A 24,782-nucleotide genomic window follows, 5' to 3' on the forward strand; every position below is an offset into this window, starting at 1 on the left:
GTTCACCCGGGGAGGATAGCGCCGCGCGCCGACCGGCCGCCGCCAACCTTCGTTCAGCCCGGCAGGGCAGCGAGGTCCGCCAGCATCACCAGCCGCTCGTCCGCGCTCAGCACCGCGTACGGGCCGGCGGCCCGCCGGTCGGTCTCCTGCTCGATGGCCAGCCGTTCCGGGCCGGGCGGCAGCGCGGCGACGCTGGTCGCGGTGTGCCCCGCGGCGGTCCACGCCGCCGCGTGCGCGTCCGCCCGGTGGTGACGCAGCGTGCCCAGCCGGTTGAGCAGCAGCACTCCGGGTGGGCTGTCCTCCGGTTCGTGCGGCGGGGCCATCGCGGCGAACCCGCCGGGCTCGTCCGACTCGGCCAGCACCAGGGCGTACGCCAGCACCCGACCGAGGGCCGTCACCAGCCGGGTCACCCGGTCGTCGTGCCCGGCCCACAGCTCCCCGGTCGCCTTGGCGTGCACCTGCCAGAGATCGCCGAGGAAGGCGAGCCCGCGGTCGGTGGCGCAGCAGCCGCCGTCCGACACGCGCTGGAGCATCCCGTACGCGACCTGCTTGTCCAGGCTGCGTCGACAGGTGGCCGGGTCCCGGTAGCGGGTCAACGCGGCGAAGCCGGGACCGCTCACCGTCCCGCCCGGGGTGGCGAGCCGGGTGCGGAACTCCACCAGGAAACCGCTGGCCGCGGCGCCGCCGTACTGGGAACTCAGCTCGGCGCCGCCGTCCCGGCCGGCGAGCATGCCGGCGGCGAAGGTCCGGTCGACGGCCGGGGCGAGCAGCCCGGCGAACCGGTGCGGCGGCAGCTCGACCTGCTCGACGTTCCGGCTCGTCGCGTCGGGGGCCGCGCCGCGACCCGGAACGGCCGGGTCGCTCACCGACCGATCGAGTGCAGGGCGGCGAAGGCCTCCTCGGCGATCCGCCGGATCAGCCCGTCGTTGACGTCACGGTGCTCGTCCAGCAGCGCCAGGTCGTCCTCGCCGAGCCAGCGGAACTCGGTGTGCTTGCCCGCTTCGAGCCGAGGCCGGGCGAGGTCGCCGTCGACCCGGACTAGGAAGTCGGTCTCCACTCGGGCCAGCCCGTCGTCGCCGGTGTACCGGTATTCGCCGACCTGGCCGAGCACGTGCGAGAGGGTCCAGCCGGTCTCCTCGGTGACCTCACGGCGCAGCGCGTCCTCCACCGTCTCGCCCGGTTCGAGGTGGCCGCCGACGACGTCCCAGCAGTTCGGGAAGAGACGCCGCTCGGGGGACCGGCGCTGGAAGAAGAGGCGGCCGTCGTCGTCCACGATCAGCGCGCCGGCGCAGCGGAGGGGCTCGGTGGGCACGCCACGACAGTAGCGAGCCGGAGCGGCTTGCGGCACCGGGCGGTGGGCACCGCGACGCTCAGCCGAACGCCTGGCCGGTGGCCGCCGGTGCGGGCAGCTCGACCCCGGTCCGGGCGATCGCGTCGAGCAGCCGGTCGGCCAGGTCCGGGCGGCAGACCAGCAGGTCGGGCAGGCGCGGGTCGGCCCGGTTGTAGCGCAACGGCGAGCCGTCGATCCGGGAGGCGTGCATGCCGGCGCCCAGGGCGACCGCGACCGGGGCGGCACTGTCCCACTCGTACTGGCCGCCCGCGTGGACGTACGCGTCGACCTCGCCGGTCACCACCGCGCACACCTTCACCCCGGCGGAACCCATCGGCACCGCTTGGGCGTCGAGCAGCCGGACCAGTTCGTCGACGAAGGCCGGCGGGCGGCTGCGGCTCACCGCGATCCGGATCGGTCCCTCCGCGGCCGGCGGGGTCGGGCAGCCGGTGCCGAGGACGAGCTGGCCACCGTCCAGTGTGGTACGAGCCGGCATGCCGACCGCGCCCGCGACCAGCCCGCCGTCCGGCCCGGCCGAACGTCGCCAGAGCGCCACGTGCACCGCCCAGTCCGTCCGGCCGGCCTCGGAGAACTCCCGGGTGCCGTCGAGCGGATCGATGATCCAGACCCGTTCCGCGTCGAGTCGGGCCGCGCGCTCCCCGCCCGACCAGGCCCGCCGCGCGTCGACCTGCTCCTCGGAGAGGACCGCGTCCCCCGGCCACCAGCGGGCCAGCGCGGTCGTCAACAGGTCGTGCGACCGGAGGTCGCCGGCGTCCTTGAGCGTGGCCGGGTCGGCGAAGCCCTGCTGGTCCCGCAGCGCGGTCAGTGCCGCGCCCGCCCGTCCGGCCAGCCACTCCGCGAAGGCCTGGTCGTCGGGGCGCCCGGTCCGGTCCTGGGCCACGTGCCTCACCACCTGTCTGCTGGGTTCCCCCACGACCCCCAATCCTTCGGTGGCCGGTGTTTGCGGCGCCAGCATCCGTCGGAAGGCGGACAGCCCACGGGCGAAAGGCGGATCCTTGGTGGATCTCCGTGGCCCTCCGTGGGCCCGGCCGGACGGATCGACCGCCCGCATGTTGAACTTCGCGGGTATGTTGGTCGGACCGGCCGGAGCAGGCCCTAGGCTCGTGCGCATGACCGCCGAGCAGCTGATCTCCTTCGCCCGTGGCGCTCCCTCGCTGGACATTGTCGATGTCGAGGGGCTCAAGGCCGCCGCCGTCCGCGCCTTCGATGCCGATCCCGCCGGGATCACGGCGTACGGCACCTCCGTCGGTTACCCGCCCCTGCGGAGGTGGATCGCGGAGAAGCACGGTGTCGAGGCCGACCAGGTGCTGATCACCAACGGTTCCCTCCAGGCGGACGCCTTCCTCTTCGACCACCTGGTGCGCCGAGGCGACGCGGTGGTGGTCGAGCGCCCGACGTACGACCGAACCCTGCTCAACCTCCAGCAGATGGGCGGTGAGATCCACGGCGTGACGGTCCAGCCGGACGGTCTGGACACCGCCGAGCTGCGCAAGCTGCTGGAGTCCGGGGTCCGGCCGCGGCTGGCGCACGTCATCCCGAACTACCAGAACCCGGCCGGCGTGACCCTCTCCCTGGAGAAGCGGCGGGAGCTGCTCGACCTCGCCGCCGAGTACGACTTCACCATCTTCGAGGACGACCCGTACGCGGACATCCGGTTCCGGGGCGAGCCGCTGCCGTCGATGCTGTCGATGGACACCCGGGGCGTGGTGGTGCACGCCTCCAGCTTCACCAAGACGGTCTGCCCGGGCGTCCGGGTCGGCTACCTGATCGGCCCGGCCGAGCTGATCGCCGCGATCGCCAAGAAGGCGACCAGTCTCTACATCTCGCCCGGCATGGTCTCCGAGGCGATCGTGCACCAGTTCTGCGTCTCCGGGGACATCGAGCGGTCGATCCGCACCGTGCGTACCGCCCTGGGCGAGCGGGCGGCGGTGCTCGCCGAGTCGCTGCGCCGGCACATCCCCGAGGCCCGGTTCGTCGAGCCGGACGGCGGCTACTTCCTCTGGGTGGAGCTGCCGGAGGACGTCGAGGTGGACCGGCTCGCCCCGGCCGCCGCGGAGCGTGGCGTCGCGGTGGTCAAGGGCAGCGACTTCCTGTTGGAGGGCGGCCGGCACGCGCTCCGGCTGGCGTTCTCCGCGGTGACCGCGGACCGGATCGACGAGGGCGTCCAGCGGCTCGCCCAGGCGATGGCGGCCGTTCGAGGCTGAATTACTGTCGGAAATCCGACAGTAGTGCGATACCGGCCGGCTCAGCTCTCCCGCTGGGCCGGCCGGCGGCTCACAATGCTGCGAGCGCCGTTCGCCTCCCCGGTGTCAGGTCCGCCGCCCGGGGAGCCTCCGCCGCCCCACCGGGGACCGCCGGCGCGCACAGCACAACTCCCGCCCCCAATGGGTGCCGGGTGGGCCGTGTCGCCCCTCACCCCCCTGACGCGGCCGGCCCGCCCGGCGCCACCCCGGACGCGGTCCCTGCGGGTGGCGCCCGTCGCAGCGGTGCCGCCGTTGTCCGCGTCGGGTCCCGCCGGTCGCAGTCGTGCCGCCCTTGCCCGCCTCGGATGGCGCCGGTCGCAGTCGTGCCGCCCTGGCCCACGACTCGCTCGCGCTGCGATTCGTCCCGATCGGCGTAACCTGCAAGCCGCAGCATCGTGGGGAGGGGGCGAGATGACGGACCGGGTGGCACGCGATCGCATCGCCGGGCAGAACGACAGCCGGGGGCTCAGACCACGGGCCTGGGCGGCTCCGGTACGCGCCATGTCCCGCATCCTCAATGCCGACGGCTCCCCGGGTACACCCGCGCCGACCGGCCCCGGCCGGAGCGGGGTCGTCGACTGCGGCCTGTACGTCGACGGTGAGCGCCAGCCCGGCGACTGGCAGTACGCCGACGCCCTGGCGGCGGCCGGCCGGCGGCGGAACGCCTTCGTCTGGCTCGGCCTGCACGAGCCGGAGTTGGACGAGATGACCGAGATCGCCGCGACCTTCGGCCTGCACGAGCTGGCCGTCGAGGACGCGGTCAAGGCCGAGCAGCGGCCCAAGCTGGAGCGCTTCGGGGACGTGGCCTTCCTGGCGCTCCGGACCGCCCGCTACTGCGAGCACACCGAGCTGACCGAGAACTCCGAGGTGGTGGAGACCGGTCAGGTGATGCTCTTCATCGGGCCGAACTTCCTGATCAGCGTCCGGCACGGGGACGCCTGCCGGCTCTCGCCGGTCCGGGCCGACCTGGAAGCGAAGCGGGAGCTGCTGGGGCACGGCCCGTGGGCGGTCGCGTACGCGATCACCGACCGGGTGGTGGACCTCTACCTGGAGGTCGCCGACCGGCTGGAGGACGACCTCGACGTGCTGGAGGCAGACGTCTTCGACCGGCAGGGCAGCGGGCGGATCCAGCGGATCTATCAGATGAAGCGGGAACTGGTCGAGTTCAAGCGGGCGGTGACGCCCCTTCAACGGCCACTGCTCACCCTCACCTCGCAGGTCAACCGGGAGGTGCCGCAGGAGGTGCGGCGCTACTTCCGGGACGTGCAGGACCACCTGAGCCGGACCGTCGAGCAGGTCAACTCGTACGACGATCTGCTCAACTCGATCCTCCAGGCGCGGTTGGCGCAGGTCACCGTCGACCAGAACAACGACATGCGCAAGATCGCCGCGTGGGCCGCGATCGGCGCGGTGTGGACCGCGATCGCCGGCATCTACGGCATGAACTTCGAGAACATGCCCGAGGTGAAGATGACCTACGGCTATCCGGTCGTACTGGCGGTCATGCTCGCCATCTCGCTGGCCCTGTACCGGTGGTTCCGCCGCAACGGTTGGCTGTAGCTCCCGGCTCCGTACCGGGAAACGGGAGCGCCGGCGTACCCGGAAACGGGAGCGCCGGCCGTGGGGACACTCCCACGCGCCGGCGCTTTCCGGGCCCGGTGGCCTCAGCGGCGACCGCTGGTCTTGGCGGTGTTCTTCCCGTTGTTCAGCGCCTTGGTGACATCGACCGCCGGACGGCCGGTGGTGTCCCGGGCACCCTCGGCGACGGAGGGCACCTGGTCGGTCGGCTTGATCACCGGCTGGCTGCCGGACGTGGCGGTGGCGGCGCTGTCGCCCCCGGCCACCGCCGAGCTGCCGGCACCGGTGGCCTGGGTCACCTTCGCGCTCGGGTCCGGGGTCTCCACCACGATGGTGTCGACGTCCTCGTGCATCGGCGCCAGCCGGCCGGTCGGGTCGTACTCGGCCCACTCCTGCTGCTCGCGGCGGCGGCGCATGGCCATCGCGCCGGCCAGCCCGGCGACGGTGCCGGCGGCCAGCAGACCGACCATCCGGCCCGCCGAGTTCCGCTTCCGCTTCTTCCTGGCGGCCTTGAGGTTCCTGGCCTTCGCCTTCCGGCTCGCCGCGGCCTGTTTCGCGGCGGCCTTCCGGGCGCCCGCCGGCTTGCCCGCGGCCTCGGCCTGGGCATCGCGCATGGCCATGACCAGCGGCGCGAGCGCCGCGACCGTCGCGGCGAGGCCGTTCGACGCCCGGTCCCGGACCATGATCGCGGCGGGTACGGCCGCGCCCCGGGCTGCCTGAACCCGCGGGCCGACCGTGGCGCCGGCACCCTTCGCCGCGTACGCCGCGGCCTGCCTCAGGTGACCGATGCCCTGGTTCAGCTCTACCCTCGCGAGCTGTCCCTGGGTTCTACGGCGCCCGATTCCAAACACGGTCCCACCTCCTGGCGAGTTGTTCCTTCGTCATCCTCCACCTTTGGATGCCTCCGCATGGCCAGATCGGGCACATGGGAGGATCCGCATGGAACTGACCGACAAGTGAGGAGTACCCGTGGCCGAGGCTGTCTACGCCACCTTGCACACCAACGCCGGCCCGATCCGGCTCGAGCTCTTCCCGAACCACGCGCCCAAGACCGTCCGCAACTTCGTCGAGCTGGCCGAGGGCACCCGGGAGTACATCGACCCGCGCACCGGCCAGCCGGGCAGCGGGCCGTACTACGACGGCACCATCTCGCACCGCGTGATCAGCGGCTTCATGGTCCAGATGGGTGACCCGACCGGCACCGGTCGCGGTGGGCCGGGCTACAAGTTCGCCGACGAGTTCCACCCGGAGCTGCGCTTCGACCGCCCGTACCTGCTGGCCATGGCGAACGCCGGGCCGGGCACCAACGGCTCGCAGTTCTTCATCACGGTCGGGCCGACCCCGCACCTGAACAACCGGCACACGATCTTCGGTCAGGTGGCCGACGAGCAGTCCGCGAAGGTGGTCGACTCGATCGCGAACACCCCCACCGGCCCGAGCGACCGGCCGCTGCAGGACGTCGTCATCGAGCGCGTCGAGATCGAGCAGAAGCCGGCCTGAGCCAACCATCCGGCTAAGCAGCGCGGCTCGCGCCGCCGTGGAGCGCAGTGTAACGGCGGCGCGAGCGAGCGGCGGGTACCTTTGCTCGCATGACTGAGCGCTCCGGGCAGACAGGTGACGCCACCGGCGGGCCGGTGCCGACCACTCCGGTCTGCTACCGGCACCCCGACCGGGAGACGTACGTCCGGTGCACCCGTTGTGACCGGCCGATCTGCCCTGAGTGCATGCGAAACGCCTCGGTCGGGCACCAGTGCCCGGAGTGCGTCAGCGAAGGACGCCGTAGCGTGCGGCCGGCGCGTACCGCCTTCGGTGGCGGTGCCGCCGGCCGCGAGGGCTACGTCACGAAGACCCTGATCGCGCTGAACGTGCTGGTCATGGTCATCTCCATCGCCTCGGCCCGGAACGGGGCCTCGGCCGCCGCCGGCTCCGGTCTCGGCGGCCTGTTCGGCGGCGCCACGCCGCTGACCAACTGGGGGGCCGTGCTCGGCCTGGCCCGCTTCTCGGACGGCACCGTCGGCGGGGTCGCCGACGGGGAGTGGTACCGCCTGTTCACCGCGATGTTCCTGCACTACGGCCTGCTGCACCTGCTGCTCAACATGTGGGGGCTCTGGGTGCTCGGCCGGGCGCTGGAGTCGGTGCTCGGCCCGCTGCGCTTCCTCGCGCTCTATCTGATCGCCGGGCTGGGCGGCAACGTCGCGGCCTACCTGTTCAGCCCGGTCAACCAGGCCACGGCGGGCGCGTCGACCGCCATCTTCGGCCTCTTCGCCGCGATCTTCGTGATCATGCGCCGGCTGGGCCGGGACACCTCGGCCATCGTGCCGATCCTGGTGATCAACCTGATCTTCACCTTCACCGTGCCGAGCATCTCTGTCGCCGGGCACCTGGGCGGCCTCTTCATCGGCGCGCTGATGTCCCTGGTCCTGGCGTACGCCCCGCGGGCGCGGCGGACCGTGTTCCAGGCGGCGGGCGGGGCGATCCTGCTGGTGGCGCTGCTCGGGCTGGTCCTGGTCCGGACCGGGATGTTGCTCGGCTGAGCCGGCGCGGACGGGTCGCCGGCCCCGGTGTCGCGACCGTCAGCCGGCGGCGGAACGGGCGGCGTGCAGCGCGTCGGCGACCTCGTCCAGCGGCGCGTCCAGGTCGTACCGGCCGAACAGGTGCAGCGAGTCGCCCGCGTCGATCTCCAGTGTCTCGGCGGTGAGCCCGCGCCGGGTACGTCGTTCCACCCGGACCGCCTCCACGGCCGGCCAGGGCAGCCGCCGCCAGCCGGCGAAGCCCTGGCGCACGGCGATCCCCTCCGCGTCGACCGCCAGCCGGACGGGCGCGGCCAGGTCACGCAGGGCCCAGCCGGCGAGCCCGGCGGCGGCCAGCCCGGCGAGCGCGAGCCGGACCCGGTCGCCGTCGGAGAAGAGCAGGCCCAGGGCGACCAGGACGACCACTCCGAGCAGCTTGGCCGCCGGCAGGGCGCCCGGCACTCGCCAGTGCCGGGCCGGGGGCGACTGTGGATTCACCGCCCCAGCATGCCAGCCGTGCCGGCGATGGGACGGCCCCGCACGCGTCGCGCCCCAGCCCGAGCCGCCCGGACGCCCGGCAGGACGGCCGGGAACGGGGGAGGACGGCCGGCCGGCTCAGCACGTAGGATCGGGGCAAGCCAGGTTACCGGGGAGTAGACATGAGTGACGCGGTCATCGTCGGTGCGGTACGCACTCCGGTCGGTCGGCGCAAGGGCAGCCTCGCCGGTGTGCACCCGGTCGACCTTTCGGCGCACGTGCTGCGGGCCCTCGCCGAGCGGACCGGGATCGACCCCGGCCAGGTCGACGACGTGGTGTGGGGCTGCGTGTCCCAGGTCGGCGAGCAGTCCTGGAACGTCGCGCGCAACGCCGTGCTCGCCGCCGGCTGGCCCGAGTCGGTCCCCGGCACCACCCTCGACCGGCAGTGCGGGTCGAGCCAGCAGGCGCTGCACTTCGCGGCCGCCACCGTCGTGTCCGGCCAGGCCGACCTCGTGGTCGCCGGTGGCGTGGAGTCGATGACTCGGGTGCCGATGGGCTCCAGCGTGGCCGGCGGGATGCCGTTCAGCGGGGCGATCCTGGAACGCTACCGGGGCGTCGAGGGCGTCGCCGAGGACAACCCGCTCCCCTTCAACCAGGGCGTCGGCGCCGAGCTGATCGCCCAGCGGTGGCGCTTCTCCCGGGCCCAGCTCGACGAGTTCGCGCTGGCCAGCCACGAGAAGGCCGCCGCCGCGCAGGACGCGGGCGCGTTCGACCCCGAGTTGGCCCCGGTGCCGCTGGCCGACGGCGGCAAGTTCACCGCCGACGAGGGCATCCGGCGGGACACCACGCTGGCCAAGCTCGGCGAGCTGGCCACCCCGTTCAAGGCCGACGGTGTGGTCACCGCCGGGTCCGCGTCACAGATCTCCGACGGCGCGGCGGCGCTCGCCGTCACCACCAGCGAGTGGGCCAGCCGGCACGGCCTGCGCCCGCTGGCCCGCGTACACACCGCCGTGGTCGCCGCCGACGACCCGGTCACCATGCTCACCGCCCCCATCCCGGCCACCGCGAAGGCGCTGCGCCGCGCGGGGCTGGGCATCGAGGAGATCGGCGTGTACGAGGTGAACGAGGCGTTCGCCCCGGTGCCGCTGGCCTGGCTGGCGGAGACCGAGGCGGACCCGGAGCGGCTCAACCCGCGCGGCGGGGCGATCGCACTGGGCCATCCGCTCGGCGGGTCCGGTGCCCGGATCATGACCACCATGCTCCAGCACATGCGGGACAACGGGATCCGTTACGGCCTGCAGACCATGTGCGAGGGCGGTGGCATGGCCAACGCCACCATCCTCGAGCTGCTCTGAGGCGGTCGGTCTCTCGCCCACCCGCGACGTCGGACAGCGGGTGCGACTTGCCGGGGTGGAAGTTCCAGAAATCGGGAGTGACCCATATCACCCGGCGCACATGCTCGTTGCATCTTGCATGGACGTGTTCTCGCGAACGTTCCTTCCGGCCGCCGCCGAGACCGGCCTGGCGACCCAGACCGTCAGTCGACACATGCCGATCTTCCGCCGGTGCGTCGGTACCGGCGACGCCACGATCCTGGTCACCCGCTGCAGCCGCCCCGAACACCCGATCGGCGGCGACTACCTGATGCTCCTCACCCACCGCCGGCTGGTGGTCACCCGGCAGAGCCGGGTGCTGCACCGGCTGCGCCTGCACCTCAACACCGAACTGCGCGAACTGAGCAACGTCACCTGGAGCCCCGACCCCCGGTCGCAGAGCGTCGAGCTGGCGGCCACCGCGATCGACGGGGTGCGCGAGCGGTTCCTCATCCGTACCCACCACCCGAAGCAGGTGTGGCAGGTCGACACCCTGCTCAACCACGCCTTCCGGACCCGACTCCGGACGCCCGCGGAGCGGCTGGTCGCCACCATCGGTGAGTCGCCGCTCGGTGCCCGGCCGTTCGCGTTCCGCCCCGCGCCGGTGCGTTAGGGCCTGGACGCCTGCCGTGCGTGCCGGCAGCGAGCGGGGTGGTGACCCTTGAGCAACGCAGGGTTCGTACCCTCGCCCGATGGGACATGGCGACCTGCCGACTCTTGAACTGGCCTTTCCCGGTCCGGAGCGTGACCGTGGTGTGGCGGCGATCCTGAGTGGTCAGAAGACCGCGCTCACCGGCCTCCTGGAGATCTTCGAGCATGCCGGAGAGGCGGTACCGGCGGTCGGTCAGCGGTTCTCGGTGCTTGATTCGGCGGGTCACCCGGCGGTCACGATCGAGCTCGTCGAGGTACGCGTCGTTCCGATGGCGGAGATCGACGACGACTTCGCGCGAGCCGAGGGGCGCGGCTATTCCGACGTGGCGGAGTGGCGGACAGCTCACGAAGAGTTCTTCCGGAGCGATGGGGTGAGTGAGTTCCTGGGTCACACCCCGGTCATGGACGATGACACCCTGGTCGTCGCCGAGCGCTTCCGGGTGGTCGAGTCCGACGACCCGGCGCGGCCCGTAACGCGGTGAGGCGGGTCGCCGGGGCCGGCTCGGTGGATGCCGGCCCCGGCGAGCTGCTCAGTAGACCCGTGAGCCGATGAAGTCGGAGTGGCCGTAGCCGACCGGGTTGGCGTACGACCGGAACTCGAAGGACCACTGCTGGCGGGTGCTGGTGGAGCAGGTGGCCAGCCGCAGCCGCGGGGTGCCCAGCAACGGGCTGTCGAAGGCGACGCAGAGGTTGGTCGCGCCAGCCGGCTTGAGCTGGTTGCCGGCGAAGACGAACTTCTGGTTGGCCCCGCCGTTGCAGTCGTAGCTGTTGACCGTGGTGTTGGCGGTCAGCGAGCCGCCCGTCACGTCCAGGCAGCGGTCGTGGGACAGTTCGGAGTGCAGCGACTGCCGTGCCGGGTCGTACCAGAAGCCCTGGTTGCGTCCGCCGTGGCAGCCGTACGACTGCTGGACCGTGTTGTTGCGCGAGTCGTACCCCTTGCCGTCCACGCAGTTGCCGGTGGCGACGTTGCGTAGCTGCTTGAACTCCAGCAGCCCGTCGACCAGCACACCCTGCCCGGTGCTGGCCGGGTCGACGCAGGTCGCCTGCGCCTGGCCCGCGTTCCAGAACTGGGTCATGCACTGGGCGAACATGCCGTGCCCCCGGTAGTTGGGGTGGAACGACTGCCGGGCGGCGTTCTCGTCCCAGATGCCGATCTCGAGGTAGAGACCGCGGACCGAGGTGTTGTCGGTGCACACCTCGTGGCCGTGGAAGAGCCGGCTGGCGTCCAGGTAGCGGGTGCCGGTGTTGGCGGCTGCGGCGCGCAGCGCGGATTCGAAGCGCGGCACGGCCTTGTTCCGGGCGAACGCCGCGTCGGCCAGGTAGAGCAGGCAGCCACCGGAGTACCAGCCGGGGAAGTTCGGGTTGTCCTCCACGTCGGGGCTGCCCGGGCTCGGGTACGACATCAGCACCAGCTCGTAGTCGGAGCGCAGGTAGCCGGCGGCGGTCATGGTCTGCCGGATGGAGTTGAGCGCCTCCTCGACGGCGGCGCGGCTGCCGTCGGTGCGGATCGTCCACTGGTCGGTGTACGTCGGCCAGCAGGCGCCCTGGAAGAAGACCCGGCGGATCGCGCAGTCGGTGGCGACGGGCCCGAACTGGATGGTGCCGTCGCCGTTTGCGCCGACGACCACCCAGATCAGCTTGACGTGTGTGTTGCGCGCCTTGATCGCCAGGTAGTCGCCCTGGTTCAGCTCGTTGTGCTGGGTGGGGCCGCCGGCGACCAGGTTCCACGGGGTGGCGCCCGAACAGGCGAGGTTGTATTTCTCGTCGGCCAGGATGCCGGTACGGAAGACCGCCTGGTCGTAGGAGCGGTCGCACCAGTTGCCGTCCTGGTGGGTGCCGGGCACATAGTTGCCGACTCCCTCGCCGGAGATCTCGCTGTCGCCCATGGTGACCAGGGCGGTCCGCCGCTGCTCCAGCGGCCGGAGGTCGGGGGAGCCGTAGAGGGCGGTGGCTTCGGCGGCGCGGACGGTTTCGAGGGCCGCGGGGAGCGGCTGGACGGCGGGCCGGTCGGCGGCGGCCGCGGGGGTGGCCGGTCCGACCAGCATCGGTAGGGCGAGAGCGGCGGCGGACAGGACGGCCACGGCCCGCCGCCGGGTCGTCCGCCTGGTGGGGGTGCCAAGCATGACGCACTCCTTCCATCCAATCGCCGAACGTCGATTGAACTACCCGAGGGTAACCGGGCGGAGGCGGTGTGTGAATATGTCTCGAAAGCCTTGCGGCCGTTGCGGAACGGAACTCTTCCGGCACATCGGACAGGTTGGATAACCCGAATCCCGGGGCTGACCGGGCAAGATGCGGGTTACGCTAGGACCGAGTTTGCCGTAGCCACCGTGGAGAACCCGTGAAGCTCTCGATCCTCATGCCCGTCTACAACGAGGAGGAACGCATCGCGGATGCCCTCAAGGAGGCATTGGCGGTGGACTATCCGTGCGAGATCGAGCTCGTCGTGGTGGACGACGGCAGCCGGGACGGCACCAGCGAGGTGCTCGGCCGGATGGACGACGCGCGGCTGCGGGTGATCACTCATCCGCGCAACGCCGGCAAGGGCGCGGCGATCAAGACCGCCGTGGACAACGCCGAGGGCAAGTACATGGTCATCCTCGACGCCGACCTCGAGTACGACCCGCAGGACATCCCGCGGCTGCTCGAACCGGTGCTCGACGGGCGGGCGACCGTGGTCTACGGCAACCGGACCTTCGGCAGCCACAGCGCCTACAGCTTCTGGTACGTGATGGGCAACAAGGGCGTCACGATGACGGCCAACGTGCTGTTCAACTCGTACATCGGCGACCTGGAGACCTGCTTCAAGCTGATGCCGTTGGAGCTGTACCGGTCGCTCCAGGTCCGGTCCCGTGGCTTCGGCATGGAGGCCGAGGTCACCGGCAAGCTGCTCCGCCAGCGGATCCGCCCCTACGAGGTGCCGATCAGCTACCGGGCCCGGGGCCGCGAAGAGGGCAAGAAGATCACCTGGAAGGACGGCGTCGAGGCCATCTGGATCCTCGCCCGCGAGCGCGCCCGGCGCCGCCGGGCCGGCGTCGCCGCGAACTGACGCCGGACCGCCCCGACCAGGAAATGGCGGCGTCCCGTGGGTGGGATGCCGCCATTCCGTGCCTCAGGCGGCGGCCGGGGCCGGGGTGAGGAACGCGTCGATCGAGCGGCGCAGGCCGGCCGCGTCCAGGCCGTGCCAGCGGTCGTGGTCCTCGGGCGTGCCGTAGCGGCGCAACTCCGACCGGCCTACTCCGAGGGCGAGCAACCGGTGCGGCCGGTCGGCCAGCGCCGCGCCGACCACCCGGGCAGAGGTGCCCGCCAGATACGGCTCGACCAGGATCACCTCGGTCCCCGCGACGGCCCGCAGGCCGGCCGCGTCGAACGGCCGCGGCCGATGCGTGTACGCCACGGTGACCGGCCGGTCGGCGACCGCCGCGAGCGCCTGGTCCAACACCGGGCCGACCGCCACCAGCAGCGGTGCCCCCGGCCCGGCGTCGCGTACCACCCGCAGGTCAGCCGCGTCCGGGTACGCCCGCGCGTTGCTCCGCGCCGACAACCGCACGTACGCCGAGCCCTGCCCGCACACCACGTTCCGCAGCAGCCCGGGCAGTTCGTCCCGGTGGCCGGGCACGTGCACCGTCCAGTCGAGCAGGGTGTCGATCAGTGCCACGTCCGCCGGACCGAGATGGGTGCGTCCCGCCGCCGCCCGGTCGTACGACGCGCCGACGCTGACCAGCACCGCCCCGACCCCCTGATGGTCGAGGTCCAGCTTGATCTGCTCGTACGCCCGCTCGACGAGGAACGGCGCGTAACTGTGCACGATCGGGCGCTGCCCGGTCAGCGCGAGCCCACCCGCCACGCCCACCATGAGCTGCTCCCGGATGCCGACGTTGATGACCCGGCCCGGGTGGCGCTCGGCGGCCGGGGCGAACGCCGCGGCGGAGATGTCGGCCAGGACGATGGTGGTCCGGGGGTCGTCCAGGAAGGCGGCGGCCTCGGCCACGAAGGTCTCGCGCATGCTCACTCTCCGTCCGTGACGACCGCGACGACGGCGTGCGGCCGGTGGTTGTCGTGCCCGGTGAGGGCGGTGTGCAGGGCCTCGTGGTCCCGGCCGTCGACGGTCGCCGCGGTCCACCCGTTGACCGTGAACCGGCTGGCCACGCCACCCGGCCAGCCGTGGCTGGCGGATCGGTTGTCCAGCACGATCGCGGTCAGCTTGGCCAGTCCGGTCGACCCGGCGTACGCGATCGCCTCGTGGTTGGAGCCCTCGTCCAGCTCGGCGTCGCCGAGCAGCACGTACACCCTGGGGTCGGACCGGCCCTGGGCCCGCAGCCCGAGCGCGGTGCCCACGCCCAGACCCAGGCCGTGGCCGAGCGACCCGGAGCCGATCTCCACCCCGGGCACCAGCAGGCGGTCCGGGTGGTCGCCGAGGCGGCTCGCCGGACCGCCCTGGTCGTCCAGCCACTCCACCGGGACGAAGCCCCTGGCGGCGAGCAGGGCGTAGTAGCCGGCGACGGCGTGCCCCTTGGAGAGCAGGAAGCGGTCCCGATCGGGGTCGTCCACGGTCGCCGGGGTGATCCGGAGCACCCGGTCGTAGAGCACCTGGAGCACGTCCAGCGTCGAGTACACGTTCGCGCCGAACTCGCGCCCGGCGCGTACCCGGTCAAGCAGCGCCCGCAGCACGGCGGGGTCGGTGGCGGTCGTCGTCGTCATACGGCTAGCCTGGTAGTTGAAGCGCACTTCAACTCAAGGCTCTGTGATGCATGAGGCACTGACCATCGGGCAGCTCTCCGCGCGCAGCGGGGTGGCCCCCTCCGCGCTGCGCTACTACGAGCGGCTCGGCCTGATCCGGTCCCACCGGACCGGCGGCAACCAGCGCCGGTACGCCCGCACCGAGCTGCGCCGGGTGGCGTTCGTCCGGATCTCCCAACAGGTCGGTGTCTCCCTGGAGGAGATCCGGGAGGCGCTGGACTCGCTGCCGTCCGCGCGTACGCCCACCCCGGAGGACTGGGCGGCGCTCTCCCGTGCCTGGCGGCACCGGCTGGACGAGAAGATCCGGCTGCTCGGCAAGCTCCGCGACGACCTGGACGGCTGCATCGGCTGCGGCTGCCTGTCGTTGCAGCGCTGCAACCTCTACAACCCGGGCGACTCGCTTTCGGCCGAGGGCCCCGGTGCCCGGCTGGTGCTCCCCCGCGCCGACGACGCCCCGGCGCCGGCCTGACCGGTCACCGGACCAGCAGCACCTTGCCCACGTGCTGGTTCGTCTCCACCAGGCGGTGTGCCTCGGCCGCCTCGGCCATCGGCACCCGGCGGTCCACGACCGGCTGGATCCTCCCCGCCTCGACCAGCGGCCACACCTGCTCGCGTACGCCCCGGACGATCTCCGCCTTCTCATGCGGCGGTCGGGAGCGCAGTGCCGTGGCGTGCACGCTGGCCCGCTTCGCCAGCAGCGCGCCCAGGTCCAGCTCACCCTTCCGGCCGCCCTGCATGCCGATGACCACGAGCCGCCCACCGGTGGCCAGCGCCGCCACGTTCCGGGACAGGTACGCGGCACCCATGATGTCCAGGACGACGTCCGCGCCCCGGCCGCCGGTGATCCGGTGGACCTCCTCGACGAAGTCCTGCTCCCGGTAGTCGATGGTGTGCGCGGCACCCAGCTCGCGCAGCCGTGCGTGCTTCGCCGCCCGGGCGGTCACCACGACGGTCGCGTCGAGGGCCGCGCCGAGCTGGATGGCGAACGTGCCGATCCCGCTGCCCCCGCCGTGCACCAGCAGCGTGTCGCCCTTCGCCAGCCCGGCGAGCCGGACCACGTTCGACCAGACCGTGCAGGCCACCTCCGGCAGCGCCGCCGCGTCGACCACGGCCACCCCGGCCGGCACCGGCAGCACCTGACCGGCCGGCACCGCCACCCGCTCCGCGTACCCGCCGCCGGCCAGCAGCGCGCAGACCTCCTGACCGACCGCCCAGCTGGTCACCTCGGCGCCGACCGCGGCGACCACCCCGGAGCACTCCAACCCCGGGTACGCCGGCGCACCCGGCGGCGGCGGATAGTGCCCCTGCCGTTGCAGCAGGTCCGCCCGGTTCACCGCGCTGGCCCGCACGTCGATCAGCACCTCGTCGGGGCCGGGCTCAGGATCGGGCACCTCCGCCCAGACGAGGGCCTCGGGTCCGCCGGGTTCCGGGATCGTGATCGCGCGCATGGCCCAGTCTTACCCGATCCGCCCCGCCGTCCACGCCCGGCTCAGGATCTCGTCCACCGTCTCCTCGGGCGTGTGTGCCGAGGTGTCCAGCCAGAGCCCGATCCGGGGTGTCCCGGCGCGGAACTCGGCATCGAAGTCGGCCACCGGCCAGTCCCCGTACCCCTGCTTGGGCCGGTCCCGCTCGCGGGCGGCGACCACCTCGGCGCGGGGCGCGAGCACCACCACCGCGAGCGGCCGGTGCCGGATCCGCTCGACCATGGCCGGCAGGTCGGCGCCGATCACGATGTCCTGCAGCACGACGGTGAAGCCCTCGGCGGCGTACCGGTCGGCCACCGTGGCCGCCAGGTCGTAGCGGAGCCGGAGCTGCCGCCGGGCCTCCTCGGAGAGCTCCGCGGTCATCGCGGCCCGCCCGCTGGCGATCATCCGCCGGAACACGTCACCGCGCAGGTGCGCCGACCGGGGCAGTCGCCGGGCCAGCAGCTCGGCCACAGTGGACTTGCCGGCCGCCATGATTCCGGTGATCAGCACCACCGACGGGGTGTCCCACACGCCGACATCCTGTCAGCGAGGGTGGGACGGTGGCTCGCCCATTGTCGGGTCCGTGGCACACTAGGCACGGTCGCGTACCCGCTGGGACGCGTCCGGGAGGGTTCGCCTAGTGGCCGATGGCGCTGGTCTTGAAAACCGGTAAGGCAGCGATGTCTTCGTGGGTTCGAATCCCACACCCTCCGCCCCCTGATCAGCAAAAACCGACCGGCGCGAACGCCGGTCAGTGGGCGTGTCCATGGGTGGTGGCACAAGTACGACGGACGGGTTGCCTCGGGTCAGCAGCGGAGGTAGGTCCTGCACAGCGGGGCCGAGTCGATGCGGCAGACCCGAGTTGCCTCGCCGTGCACTGCCTCGACCGTCCCCATCACCGCCCGCCAGGCCGGTACACGTTCCGCCACGATTCGTCCTCGCCGCGTCCACGGGCGTGGCGGGCTTCCGCGGGGTATGAAGGGGCGCAGGAAATTCGCGCGCACCCGGAAGGATCCTCTCGATGACCCTGGAACGACCGATCGCCCCGGACCCGTACGAGCTGCTGCCGACGGTGCCGTCGTTCACGCTGACCAGCGACGACGTACGCAACGGTGAGCCGATGGACGCGCCGCACGCGCACGGCAGCGCCGGCGGCGAGAACGTCTCCCCGCAGCTGTCCTGGTCGGGCTTCCCGGAGGAGACCAGGAGCTTCGTGGTGACCTGCTTCGACCCGGACGCCCCGACCGGCAGCGGCTTCTGGCACTGGGTGCTGGTGAACCTGCCCGCACCGGTGACCGAGCTGCCTCGCGGGGTGAAGGAAGCCGACCTCGGCGACGCCTTCAGCATTCGCAACGACTACAGCGACACCGGCTACGGCGGTGCCGCGCCGCCGGCCGGCGACCGTCCGCACCGCTATGTCTTCGCCGTGCACGCGCTGGACGTGGAGCGCCTCGACGTCGGTCCGGGTGCCAGCCCGGCCTACGTCGGTTTCAACCTGGCGTTCCACACCCTGGCCCGGGCGGTCATCCGCCCGACGTACCAGGTGCAGGGCTGACCTGCTGTAAGGAAGGGCCCCTTGTTACCGCGCCAGGCGACAACAAGGGGCCCTTCCTTACAGCTCAGGAGGGAACGCGGGCGACCGCGAAGACGGACTGGCCGAACGGCGGGCGCAGCAGCTGCTCGGCCGCCTTGGTGGCGGGCAGGACCAGGGTGTCGTAGATCTTGACCATGGGGCCCTCCTTCGGCATCAGCCGGAAGACCTTGGTGGCCATGAAGTAGCCGATCAGACCCAGCGCGTTGGCGTAGTGGATCTTCTCCACGGTGAGGCCGGCCCCGGTCATCGCGGCGGCGAGGCTCCGCTTCGTGTAGCGCCGGACGTGCCCGGTGGCGATGTCCGCCGGGCTCATCGCGAACTGGAACGCCGGCACGATGATGACCACCGCCCCGCCGGGCCGGACCAGGTCACGCATGCTGCGCAGCGCGCCCACATGGTCCTCGATGTGCTCCAGCACGTTGTACGACACGGCCGCGCTGTAGTCGCCGCGCTCGGAGTGCGGCAGCATCATCTGCCGCACCTCGATGGCGGGGCGCTCGGCAAGTCGCTCCTTGAGCTGGACCAACCGGTCCGGATCCGCCTCGGTGGCGGTGATCCGGGGCAGGCGCTCGGACCAGGCCAGCGCGTAGTCCCCCAGGCCGCTGCCGATCTCGATCGGGTTGTCACCGAGGTAGGGCACCGCCAGTTCGACGAACCAGGTGCGGTGGTTGACTGCCGTCGCCAGGCCTTCGAGCACCTCCGACTGGACGCGCTGATCCCCAGTGATTTGTGGCATGCGTCGATTCCTCACGATATGACTGACCCGTCCCTGGACCGACAGAGTCAACCATCCACATGGATGCCGTCGAAATCGGGGCACCGGGGGTGACCGAATTGCAGCCGGGGTGGGCGCGTGATGGGCGTTCGGCGAACTCGGCACATAGTACGCCAGTCCCCAGAAACATGTCACGTCCCAGCCATACCCTGACTACGCTCTGAATTGTCATGACTACTCCTGAATCGGACGCCGCTCGTGGCGGTGGCGCCGAGACCCGGCCCGTCGAGGGTGCACGGCCGGCGCGGGGAAGGTGGGTCGACGCGGCCGCCGTGCTCAGTTTCGTGCTGCTCGCGTTCTGGGTGACCGCTCGGTTCTGGTTGCACCCCGGGCACGGCGTACGGGACAACCGCACCGATCAGGCGCAGTTCGAGTGGATGATGGCGCACGGTGCGCGGGTGGTGACCGAATTCGCCTATCCGTTCGCCTCGGACCGGATGAATGTGCCCGACGGCGTTAATTTGATGGCAAATACATCGGTATTATCCATCTCTCTGCCGATGACGCCGATCACCGTGCTGTTCGGCCCACGTGCCGCATTTCTTGTATTCCTCACCGCCGGAATGATTGCCACCGGCGTGGCCTGGTATTTCCTGCTGTCCCGGGTGCTGATCCACAGTCGGGGACCGGCCTGGCTCGGGGCCGGCTTCTGCGCCTTCGCCCCGGCGATGGTCTCGCACGCCAACGCGCACCCGAACATCGTCAGCCAGTTCGTGGTGCCACTGATCATCTGGCGGACGCTGCGCCTGACTCAGCCGGGGCGTTGGGTGCGCAACGGCGTACTGCTCGGGCTGGTGGTCGTCTGGCAGGCGTTCCTCAACCTGGAGATCCTGCTGATGGCGGCGATCGGGCTCGGCGTGGTGATCCTGGCCCTCGCCATCGGGCGGCCGGAGCTGCGCCGGGCGGCCCGGCCCTTCGGCGCCGGGCTCGGGGTGGCCGCCGTCGTGGCCGCGGCGCTGCTGGCGTACCCGCTGTACGTGCAGCTCTTCGGGCCCGGCGCCTACCAGGGACTGTCCCGGCTGATCCGGGGCTACCGCACCGACCTCGCCTCGTACGTGGCCTGGTCCCGGGAATCGCTCGCCGGCGACGCCCGCACCAGCGCCCACCTCGTCAAGAACCCCACCGAGGAGAACGCCTTCTTCGGCTGGCCGCTCGCCGTTCTGGTCGTCGCGCTGGTGTGGTGGCTGCGCCGCAACGCCGTCGTCCTCGGCCTGGCCGCGGCCGGCGTCGTCTTCGCGGTGTTCTCCCTCGGCCGGGAGATCCGGTTCGACGGACGGGACACCAGCGTTCCGGGACCGTGGGCCGCGCTGGAGAAGCTGCCGCTGCTGCACTCGGTGGTGCCCACCCGTTGGTCGCTCGCGCTCACCCCGATCGTCGGCGTGCTGCTCGCGCTCGGCGTGGAGCACACCCGCAGGCTGGCCCGGCGCCATCCCGCCGCCCGCCGGCAGATCCGGTTCGCCACCGCCACCGTGCTGACCATGGCGCTCCTGCCGCTGCTGCCCACGCCGCTGCCCTCGGTACGCCTCGACCAGACACCCGGGTTCGTCACCTCGGGCGCCTGGCGGCCGTACGTCGCCGGTGGGCACAGCATCGTGACCCTGCCGCTGCCGGACACCGACTACGCCGATCCGCTGCGCTGGGCCGCCGAGACCCGGTTGGGCATGCCGCTGGCCCGCGGCTACTTCCTCTACCCGGACACCCGGCCCGGCGCCGGCCGGGTGGCGCTGTTCACCGCTCCGCCCCGCCCCACCAGCAGCTTCTTCATCACCATCCGGCGTACCGACGGAGTGCCGCCGATCAAGCCGCAGGACCGGGTGGCCGCGGTGAGCGACCTGCGCTACTGGCGGGCCGGGGCGGTGATCCTCGATCCCCGGCTGCGGCAGGCCGACGCCCTGCGCCTGGGCATGACCGCGCTGACCGGGATCGAGCCGGTGTCCACCGGCGGGGTGTGGCTCTGGGACGTCCGCCCACTGGTCGACTGACCGGCGCCGGGCCGTCGCCTGCGGGTCGGGACAGGCGGGTCGCCGGCGAGCGGGTCAGGACGGGCGCACGCAGCAGCCCTGGCAGACCTTCGGCCGCGGCAGGGTGAAGGCCAGGCAGCAGGTACGCCGTCGCACGGTCGGCTCACCGGTCGGGCCGGGCACCAGCTCCACCAGGTCGCCGAGGTCGAGCGCGTCGAGCAGCGTGCCGATGCTCTCCGTCGAGGAGCCGGGCAGCCCGTCCGAGGCGCGCAGGATGCCGTGCGCGATGCCGGAGGCCACCGAGCCCAGCAGCGTACGCGTGCCGACGCGGACCTCGGCCTGGATGGCGGCGATCAGCGGGGCGAAATGGGCGTCGAGCAGCGTGGCGCGCAGCGCGTCGAGCAGCGCGGCCTCGCCGGCCACCACCCGTACGCCCGGGCCGCCGGTCAGCGCCAGCGGGTCACCGGGCAACACCGCGACCGTGGTCGAGCCGCGCAGGCCCAGGGTGAGCAACTGGTCGCGGTCCTCGAAGTGGATCAGCACGTCGGCCGGGTCGAGGAGTGGCACCCGCCGGGCCGAGGCCCAGCCGAGCACCGCCGGCAGCGCGGTCCAGTAGCTGTACGACTTCCAGGCCAGCGCGGCGCAGGCGTGCGGGGTACCGCCCCAGCGCCGGGCCGCGGCGTGCAGGAATTCGGGCAGCAGGGTGCCGTCGACCAGCCGGGTGGCCGGGGTCCAGCGGGTGTCGTCGCCGGCGACCAGCAGGCCGGGCGCGAGTCCGGGCAGGTCGTCGGTGCCGAACATGGCGCGCAGGGTCGCGGTCACCGGGGCGAGTGGCGTGGCGACGTCCCGCCTCGGCATCACCGCTGTCACTGATCCGCCCCTGTCTGGTCGGGTACCGGCCGGCGCGTCTCGTCGGTCCGAACTAAGGCTAGCCTAACCACAGCTGCCGGTTCGGGGGAAGTCGCGTCGAGGGGTGGAGGGGGAGGTCCCGGTCACTCCGCCGGCCTGCGGCGCGTGCTGCGGTCTACCCGCCGGGGTGGGCGGAAAACGCCGGCCGGTCCGACGGCGGGCCGCGCAAGCATCGACGAGCGCCGCTGAATTGTCAAGGCGAGTGTCGAGTATGAGGCAGTATCCGTACGCATTCGGCCACTCAGCGTGAAAATGAACTTCCCGCGTACGAGGAAGCCGATGACGACCTCACCCGTCGAGCGCGCCGCCGACTCCTTCGCCGCCGAACTGGCCCGGCACCGGACCAGCCGCGGGCTGTCCAAGAAGCAACTGGCCACCCTGATGGGCTTCGACCCGTCGTACGTCAGCCACGTCGAGGGACGTCGGCACCGCCCCACCGAGGACTTCGCCCGCCGGGCCGAGGCCGTCCTGGAGGCCGGCGGCGCGATCTGGCACCGTTTCCGGGAGTACGACGAGCTGCGGCACAGCCGCCCCGGCGGGACGCACCGGGAAGCACCCGTCCCCAGCCAGTGGCTGCCGCCCGGCACCGGCCTGGTGGTCGAGCAGGAGACCGCCACCCTCACCCACACCGGCGAGGGCTACCACTGCGCGATCCGGCGCGAGCTCTACAACGCCGGCACCGAACCGGTCACCCGCTACCTGGTCCGGGTCGCCGTCGACCGCTACCCCACCGACCCGGGCCGGTCCAACCGGCACCACCGGGAACACCCGCTCACCTTCGCCGAACTGAGGCTGGCGGCGTACCGGGACGACGGGGCCGCACGAGAGCCGATGCACTGGCGGGCCAAGCACGACCGGGACGCGTTCAAGGAGATCTGGCTGCTCTTCGAGAACGACGAGAGCCGCTTCCCGCTCTACCCGGGTGACCGGGTCACCATCGAGTACGCGTACCGGGTCGGACAGGACAAGTGGGGCCCCTGGTTCCAGCGCGCCGTACGCCTGCCCACCCGGCACCTGGCCGTCCGGCTCGACCTGCCCGCCGACCTCGACCCGAAGGTGTGGGGGCTGGAGACCTCCCTCTCGGCCGAGGAGGGCCCGCTGCGTACCCCGATCCAACGGCGCGACCAGGGCGACCGTTCGATCTTCGACTGGGCCACCGACGATCCGCCGCTGAACGCCCGCTACCGGATGCAGTGGCGGTTCCGCACCCAGCCCCCGGATGCCGAGCCCGACGGTCCCGGCTCGCGCGGCCGGGTACGGGCCAGCGACCGGATGCGCGCCATCGGCATCGTGCAACGCGGCGACGACCTGCTCCGGCAGCCCGCCCGCCAGTTCGACCTGCCCCACGACGAACCCGTCGCCCGGGACGTCGTCGACCGGCTCTCCGCCATCCTGGCCCGCCTCGACGAGCTGCACCCGTTCAGCAAGGGCGTCGGCATCGCCGCCCCGCAGCTAGGGCTCGGCTGGGCCGCCGCCCTGGTCCGCCCCGCCGACCGGTCGGCCGAACCGGTCGTGCTGCTCAACCCCCGGGTGGTCGACACCGCGCCCGAGACGGACGAGCAGTACGAGGGCTGCCTCTCCTTCTTCGACCACCGCGGGCTGGTGCCCCGGCCGCTGCGCATCGACGTGGAACACGCCCAGTGGGACGGCAGCCGGATCATCACGTCCTTCGAGTACGCGATGGCCAGGCTGGTCGCCCACGAGATCGACCACCTGGAAGGGCGGCTCTACGTCGACCGGATGGCCCCCGCCGTGCCGCTCGTGCCGGTCGAGGAATACCGGGAGATCGGCAACCCGTGGCGCTACTGAGCCGCCGGGGTTCCGGTGCGCGGGCCGGTTGCCGGCCCGGCCCGCGCACCGGCGTCCGGAATGCCGGGTCACGTGCCCCAGTGGGCGGGGCACGCGACCCGGCTCGGGAGAGGAAGGTCTACAGGTTGCCGAAGGTGTCGTACCTGATGTGATCCGGCGGGACGTTGTCGGCGGCCAGCACGCGCAGGGTGGCCCGGACCATCGGCGCCGAGCCGGAGACGTAGCAGTCGTGGGTCGTCCACGGGCCGTACCGGGTGACCACCTCGGAGATGTCGCCCACTTCGCCGTCGAAGGCCGGGTCCTCGCTGCACGCCGGGGTCACCGACAGCCACGGGTGCGCGGCCACCAGCTCCTCCAGGCCCGGCAGGCCGTACAGCTCCTCGGGCCGGCGGACCCCGTAGAAGAGGTGCACCCAGCGGGTCCGGTTGATCTGGGCCAGCTCCTCCACCAGTGCCTTGATCGGGGCCAGCCCGACCCCGCCGGCCACGCAGAGGACGTCCCGGGTCGAGGAACGGTCCAGCGTCATCGAGCCCATCGGCGCGGCGACGCGCAGCAGGTCCCCCGGCTTCGTGCGGCGGACCAGCGCCCCGGACACCCAGCCCGCCGCCCCGGCCGGCGTACGCACGTGGAACTCCAGCACGTTGTCGTCGTTCGGGGCGTTCGCCACCGAGTACGTCCGCCACACCCGCGGGTGGTGGCGGGGGGCCTCGATGCTGACGTACTGGCCGGCCTGCCAGGGCAGCGGGTGCTGGAGCGCACGCACGGTCAGCACGGCGGTGTCCGGGCCGTACCGCTCGTGGGTGAGCACCTCCGCGTGCCAGTACGGCGGATTCCCGTCGGCCGCCGCCCCCGCGAGCATCCGCGCGCAGATGCTCGCGTACGCCTCCCGCCACGCCTGGTCGTACTCCAGGTTCCAGCCGTCCCCGGCGATGCTGCGCAGCGCGTCCAACAGGGCGACGCCCATCGTCTCGTAGTGGGCGGCGTCGACGTGGTACTTCCGGTGGTCCCGGCCCAGCCCACTGAGGTACTCGTCGAAGCTCTCCGGATCGCCCACCGTCTGGGTGGCGGTGACGATCGCCTCCAGGATCCGGTCGCCCTGCCCGCTCATCTGCACCGGGAAGAGCTTGCGCAGCTCCGGGTCGAGGACGAACAGCCGGGCGTAGAAGTGACTGCTCAGCCGCTCCCGGTGCACTTCGACCAGGGCCCAGCTCTCCTTCAGCAACCGCGCGAAGTTCTCCACAGGGGGCACGCTCCTTTCCTGACGGCGGATCGGTGCCCATCCAGAATCGCCACAGAGCGTGCTGGCGAATCGCACAGAATGTGCGACCGGCTCGCCTGGGCCACC

The 24,782-nt window shown here is 72.2% G+C and carries 26 protein-coding genes and 1 tRNA gene; 13 read left to right on the forward strand and 14 right to left on the reverse strand.

Annotated elements, in window-relative coordinates; genetic code table 11:
• Positions 1-53: 53 nt before the first annotated feature.
• The 3 genes from ACIRG9_RS24120 to ACIRG9_RS24130 are packed head-to-tail and all read right to left on the reverse strand — an operon-like array spanning position 54 to position 2,231.
• Positions 54-866, reverse strand: coding sequence for a hypothetical protein (locus tag ACIRG9_RS24120; RefSeq protein ID WP_402859981.1), 813 nt, complete (start codon positions 864-866; stop codon positions 54-56).
• Positions 863-1,312: an NUDIX hydrolase gene (locus ACIRG9_RS24125; RefSeq protein ID WP_402859984.1), complete on the reverse strand. Its 450-nt coding sequence runs from the start codon at positions 1,310-1,312 to the stop codon at positions 863-865. Before ACIRG9_RS24125 ends, ACIRG9_RS24120 begins: the two co-directional genes overlap by 4 nt.
• Positions 1,313-1,370: 58 nt before the next feature.
• Entirely contained in the window at positions 1,371-2,231 is an 861-nt protein-coding gene (locus ACIRG9_RS24130; protein ID WP_402859987.1) for a 3'(2'),5'-bisphosphate nucleotidase CysQ, read from the reverse strand.
• Positions 2,232-2,460: 229 nt separating this feature from the next.
• On the opposite strand from ACIRG9_RS24130, the gene ACIRG9_RS24135 reads away from it, so the two are divergent.
• Entirely contained in the window at positions 2,461-3,555 is a 1,095-nt protein-coding gene (locus ACIRG9_RS24135) for a PLP-dependent aminotransferase family protein (protein ID WP_402859990.1), read from the forward strand.
• A gap of 450 nt (positions 3,556-4,005) precedes the next feature.
• Positions 4,006-5,154 (forward strand): magnesium/cobalt transporter CorA, encoded by a 1,149-nt coding sequence (corA, locus tag ACIRG9_RS24140; RefSeq protein ID WP_402859993.1) that lies wholly within the window; start codon positions 4,006-4,008, stop codon positions 5,152-5,154.
• Between the two features lie 104 nt (positions 5,155-5,258).
• On the opposite strand, the gene ACIRG9_RS24145 is transcribed toward corA, so the two are convergent.
• Positions 5,259-6,023, reverse strand: a complete 765-nt coding sequence (locus ACIRG9_RS24145) for a hypothetical protein (protein ID WP_402859996.1) — start codon at positions 6,021-6,023, stop codon at positions 5,259-5,261.
• A 118-nt stretch (positions 6,024-6,141) separates the two neighbouring features.
• On the opposite strand from ACIRG9_RS24145, the gene ACIRG9_RS24150 reads away from it, so the two are divergent.
• Both ACIRG9_RS24150 and ACIRG9_RS24155 read left to right on the forward strand, forming a co-directional pair.
• Positions 6,142-6,672: a peptidylprolyl isomerase gene (locus ACIRG9_RS24150; RefSeq protein ID WP_402859999.1), complete on the forward strand. Its 531-nt coding sequence runs from the start codon at positions 6,142-6,144 to the stop codon at positions 6,670-6,672.
• Positions 6,673-6,761: 89 nt separating this feature from the next.
• Positions 6,762-7,706, forward strand: a complete 945-nt coding sequence (locus ACIRG9_RS24155; protein WP_402860002.1) for a rhomboid family intramembrane serine protease — start codon at positions 6,762-6,764, stop codon at positions 7,704-7,706.
• Between the two features lie 39 nt (positions 7,707-7,745).
• Here ACIRG9_RS24155 and ACIRG9_RS24160 read toward each other — a convergent pair whose 3' ends face one another.
• Positions 7,746-8,180, reverse strand: coding sequence for a PH domain-containing protein (locus ACIRG9_RS24160; RefSeq protein WP_402860005.1), 435 nt, complete (start codon positions 8,178-8,180; stop codon positions 7,746-7,748).
• A gap of 161 nt (positions 8,181-8,341) precedes the next feature.
• Here ACIRG9_RS24160 and ACIRG9_RS24165 point away from each other — a divergent pair, with 161 nt between their 5' ends.
• The 3 genes from ACIRG9_RS24165 to ACIRG9_RS24175 all read left to right on the forward strand — a co-directional run bounded on the left by ACIRG9_RS24165 (position 8,342) and on the right by ACIRG9_RS24175 (position 10,665).
• Positions 8,342-9,514: a thiolase family protein gene (locus ACIRG9_RS24165; RefSeq protein WP_402860008.1), complete on the forward strand. Its 1,173-nt coding sequence runs from the start codon at positions 8,342-8,344 to the stop codon at positions 9,512-9,514.
• A gap of 118 nt (positions 9,515-9,632) precedes the next feature.
• Positions 9,633-10,145 carry a hypothetical protein gene (locus ACIRG9_RS24170; RefSeq protein ID WP_402860111.1) on the forward strand — a complete coding sequence of 171 codons (513 nt, stop codon included), beginning with the start codon at positions 9,633-9,635 and terminating at the stop codon, positions 10,143-10,145.
• A 79-nt stretch (positions 10,146-10,224) separates the two neighbouring features.
• Positions 10,225-10,665 carry an ASCH domain-containing protein gene (locus tag ACIRG9_RS24175; protein ID WP_402860011.1) on the forward strand — a complete coding sequence of 147 codons (441 nt, stop codon included), beginning with the start codon at positions 10,225-10,227 and terminating at the stop codon, positions 10,663-10,665.
• 48 nt (positions 10,666-10,713) lie between these two features.
• Here ACIRG9_RS24175 and ACIRG9_RS24180 read toward each other — a convergent pair whose 3' ends face one another.
• The gene (locus ACIRG9_RS24180; RefSeq protein WP_402860014.1) at positions 10,714-12,306 is read right to left on the reverse strand and encodes a ricin-type beta-trefoil lectin domain protein; all 1,593 of its coding nucleotides are present in this window, start codon (positions 12,304-12,306) and stop codon (positions 10,714-10,716) included.
• A gap of 218 nt (positions 12,307-12,524) precedes the next feature.
• Here ACIRG9_RS24180 and ACIRG9_RS24185 point away from each other — a divergent pair, with 218 nt between their 5' ends.
• Positions 12,525-13,232 (forward strand): glycosyltransferase family 2 protein, encoded by a 708-nt coding sequence (locus tag ACIRG9_RS24185; RefSeq protein WP_402860017.1) that lies wholly within the window; start codon positions 12,525-12,527, stop codon positions 13,230-13,232.
• Between the two features lie 63 nt (positions 13,233-13,295).
• Here ACIRG9_RS24185 and ACIRG9_RS24190 read toward each other — a convergent pair whose 3' ends face one another.
• Both ACIRG9_RS24190 and ACIRG9_RS24195 read right to left on the reverse strand, forming a co-directional pair.
• On the reverse strand, positions 13,296-14,189 hold the full coding sequence (locus tag ACIRG9_RS24190) for a transketolase family protein (protein ID WP_402860020.1): 894 nt from the start codon (positions 14,187-14,189) through the stop codon (positions 13,296-13,298).
• Positions 14,190-14,191: 2 nt separating this feature from the next.
• Positions 14,192-14,884 carry a transketolase gene (locus ACIRG9_RS24195; protein WP_402860023.1) on the reverse strand — a complete coding sequence of 231 codons (693 nt, stop codon included), beginning with the start codon at positions 14,882-14,884 and terminating at the stop codon, positions 14,192-14,194.
• Positions 14,885-14,930: 46 nt separating this feature from the next.
• Between ACIRG9_RS24195 and soxR the strand changes: the two genes are divergently transcribed.
• Entirely contained in the window at positions 14,931-15,392 is a 462-nt protein-coding gene (soxR, locus tag ACIRG9_RS24200; RefSeq protein WP_402860025.1) for a redox-sensitive transcriptional activator SoxR, read from the forward strand.
• A 4-nt stretch (positions 15,393-15,396) separates the two neighbouring features.
• Here soxR and ACIRG9_RS24205 read toward each other — a convergent pair whose 3' ends face one another.
• Both ACIRG9_RS24205 and ACIRG9_RS24210 read right to left on the reverse strand, forming a co-directional pair.
• Entirely contained in the window at positions 15,397-16,371 is a 975-nt protein-coding gene (locus ACIRG9_RS24205; RefSeq protein WP_402860028.1) for an NAD(P)H-quinone oxidoreductase, read from the reverse strand.
• A 9-nt stretch (positions 16,372-16,380) separates the two neighbouring features.
• On the reverse strand, positions 16,381-16,920 hold the full coding sequence (locus ACIRG9_RS24210) for an AAA family ATPase (RefSeq protein ID WP_402860030.1): 540 nt from the start codon (positions 16,918-16,920) through the stop codon (positions 16,381-16,383).
• A 95-nt stretch (positions 16,921-17,015) separates the two neighbouring features.
• On the opposite strand from ACIRG9_RS24210, the gene ACIRG9_RS24215 reads away from it, so the two are divergent.
• Positions 17,016-17,102, forward strand: a tRNA-Ser gene (locus tag ACIRG9_RS24215).
• A gap of 93 nt (positions 17,103-17,195) precedes the next feature.
• Here the strand turns inward: ACIRG9_RS24215 and ACIRG9_RS24220 are convergent.
• Complete coding sequence (locus ACIRG9_RS24220) at positions 17,196-17,318, reverse strand: hypothetical protein (protein ID WP_402860033.1); 123 nt, start codon at positions 17,316-17,318, stop codon at positions 17,196-17,198.
• Between the two features lie 92 nt (positions 17,319-17,410).
• On the opposite strand from ACIRG9_RS24220, the gene ACIRG9_RS24225 reads away from it, so the two are divergent.
• Positions 17,411-17,944 carry a YbhB/YbcL family Raf kinase inhibitor-like protein gene (locus ACIRG9_RS24225; protein ID WP_402860036.1) on the forward strand — a complete coding sequence of 178 codons (534 nt, stop codon included), beginning with the start codon at positions 17,411-17,413 and terminating at the stop codon, positions 17,942-17,944.
• Between the two features lie 64 nt (positions 17,945-18,008).
• Here ACIRG9_RS24225 and ACIRG9_RS24230 read toward each other — a convergent pair whose 3' ends face one another.
• Positions 18,009-18,719: a class I SAM-dependent methyltransferase gene (locus ACIRG9_RS24230; RefSeq protein ID WP_402860039.1), complete on the reverse strand. Its 711-nt coding sequence runs from the start codon at positions 18,717-18,719 to the stop codon at positions 18,009-18,011.
• A 209-nt stretch (positions 18,720-18,928) separates the two neighbouring features.
• Between ACIRG9_RS24230 and ACIRG9_RS24235 the strand changes: the two genes are divergently transcribed.
• Complete coding sequence (locus ACIRG9_RS24235) at positions 18,929-20,740, forward strand: hypothetical protein (protein WP_402860042.1); 1,812 nt, start codon at positions 18,929-18,931, stop codon at positions 20,738-20,740.
• 54 nt (positions 20,741-20,794) lie between these two features.
• Here the strand turns inward: ACIRG9_RS24235 and ACIRG9_RS24240 are convergent, their stop codons facing one another.
• The gene (locus ACIRG9_RS24240; protein WP_402860114.1) at positions 20,795-21,577 is read right to left on the reverse strand and encodes a hypothetical protein; all 783 of its coding nucleotides are present in this window, start codon (positions 21,575-21,577) and stop codon (positions 20,795-20,797) included.
• 330 nt (positions 21,578-21,907) lie between these two features.
• Here ACIRG9_RS24240 and ACIRG9_RS24245 point away from each other — a divergent pair, with 330 nt between their 5' ends.
• Positions 21,908-23,437, forward strand: a complete 1,530-nt coding sequence (locus ACIRG9_RS24245; protein WP_402860045.1) for a peptide deformylase — start codon at positions 21,908-21,910, stop codon at positions 23,435-23,437.
• A 118-nt stretch (positions 23,438-23,555) separates the two neighbouring features.
• Here the strand turns inward: ACIRG9_RS24245 and ACIRG9_RS24250 are convergent, their stop codons facing one another.
• Entirely contained in the window at positions 23,556-24,677 is a 1,122-nt protein-coding gene (locus ACIRG9_RS24250; RefSeq protein WP_402860048.1) for a globin domain-containing protein, read from the reverse strand.
• Positions 24,678-24,782: the final 105 nt, after the last annotated feature.

It is taken from the genome of Micromonospora sp. NPDC093277 (assembly GCF_044765245.1).
In the GTDB taxonomy this organism is placed as follows: Bacteria; Actinomycetota; Actinomycetes; order Mycobacteriales; family Micromonosporaceae; genus Micromonospora.

What these genes read in the sequence shown, in the direction of transcription:
- ACIRG9_RS24165 (WP_402860008.1), top strand. Translation starts at nt 8,342, where the DNA reads ATGAGTGACGCGGTCATCGTCGGTGCGGTACGCACTCCGGTCGGTCGG.
- soxR (WP_402860025.1), top strand. Translation starts at nt 14,931, where the DNA reads ATGCATGAGGCACTGACCATCGGGCAGCTCTCCGCGCGCAGCGGGGTG.
- ACIRG9_RS24180 (WP_402860014.1), bottom strand. Translation starts at nt 12,306, where the DNA reads ATGCTTGGCACCCCCACCAGGCGGACGACCCGGCGGCGGGCCGTGGCC.
- ACIRG9_RS24135 (WP_402859990.1), top strand. Translation starts at nt 2,461, where the DNA reads ATGACCGCCGAGCAGCTGATCTCCTTCGCCCGTGGCGCTCCCTCGCTG.
- ACIRG9_RS24170 (WP_402860111.1), top strand. Translation starts at nt 9,633, where the DNA reads ATGGACGTGTTCTCGCGAACGTTCCTTCCGGCCGCCGCCGAGACCGGC.
- ACIRG9_RS24245 (WP_402860045.1), top strand. Translation starts at nt 21,908, where the DNA reads ATGACGACCTCACCCGTCGAGCGCGCCGCCGACTCCTTCGCCGCCGAA.
- ACIRG9_RS24195 (WP_402860023.1), bottom strand. Translation starts at nt 14,884, where the DNA reads ATGACGACGACGACCGCCACCGACCCCGCCGTGCTGCGGGCGCTGCTT.
- ACIRG9_RS24240 (WP_402860114.1), bottom strand. Translation starts at nt 21,577, where the DNA reads ATGCCGAGGCGGGACGTCGCCACGCCACTCGCCCCGGTGACCGCGACC.
- ACIRG9_RS24155 (WP_402860002.1), top strand. Translation starts at nt 6,762, where the DNA reads ATGACTGAGCGCTCCGGGCAGACAGGTGACGCCACCGGCGGGCCGGTG.
- ACIRG9_RS24175 (WP_402860011.1), top strand. Translation starts at nt 10,225, where the DNA reads ATGGGACATGGCGACCTGCCGACTCTTGAACTGGCCTTTCCCGGTCCG.
- ACIRG9_RS24230 (WP_402860039.1), bottom strand. Translation starts at nt 18,719, where the DNA reads ATGCCACAAATCACTGGGGATCAGCGCGTCCAGTCGGAGGTGCTCGAA.
- ACIRG9_RS24225 (WP_402860036.1), top strand. Translation starts at nt 17,411, where the DNA reads ATGACCCTGGAACGACCGATCGCCCCGGACCCGTACGAGCTGCTGCCG.
- ACIRG9_RS24205 (WP_402860028.1), bottom strand. Translation starts at nt 16,371, where the DNA reads ATGCGCGCGATCACGATCCCGGAACCCGGCGGACCCGAGGCCCTCGTC.
- ACIRG9_RS24190 (WP_402860020.1), bottom strand. Translation starts at nt 14,189, where the DNA reads ATGCGCGAGACCTTCGTGGCCGAGGCCGCCGCCTTCCTGGACGACCCC.
- ACIRG9_RS24235 (WP_402860042.1), top strand. Translation starts at nt 18,929, where the DNA reads ATGACTACTCCTGAATCGGACGCCGCTCGTGGCGGTGGCGCCGAGACC.
- corA (WP_402859993.1), top strand. Translation starts at nt 4,006, where the DNA reads ATGACGGACCGGGTGGCACGCGATCGCATCGCCGGGCAGAACGACAGC.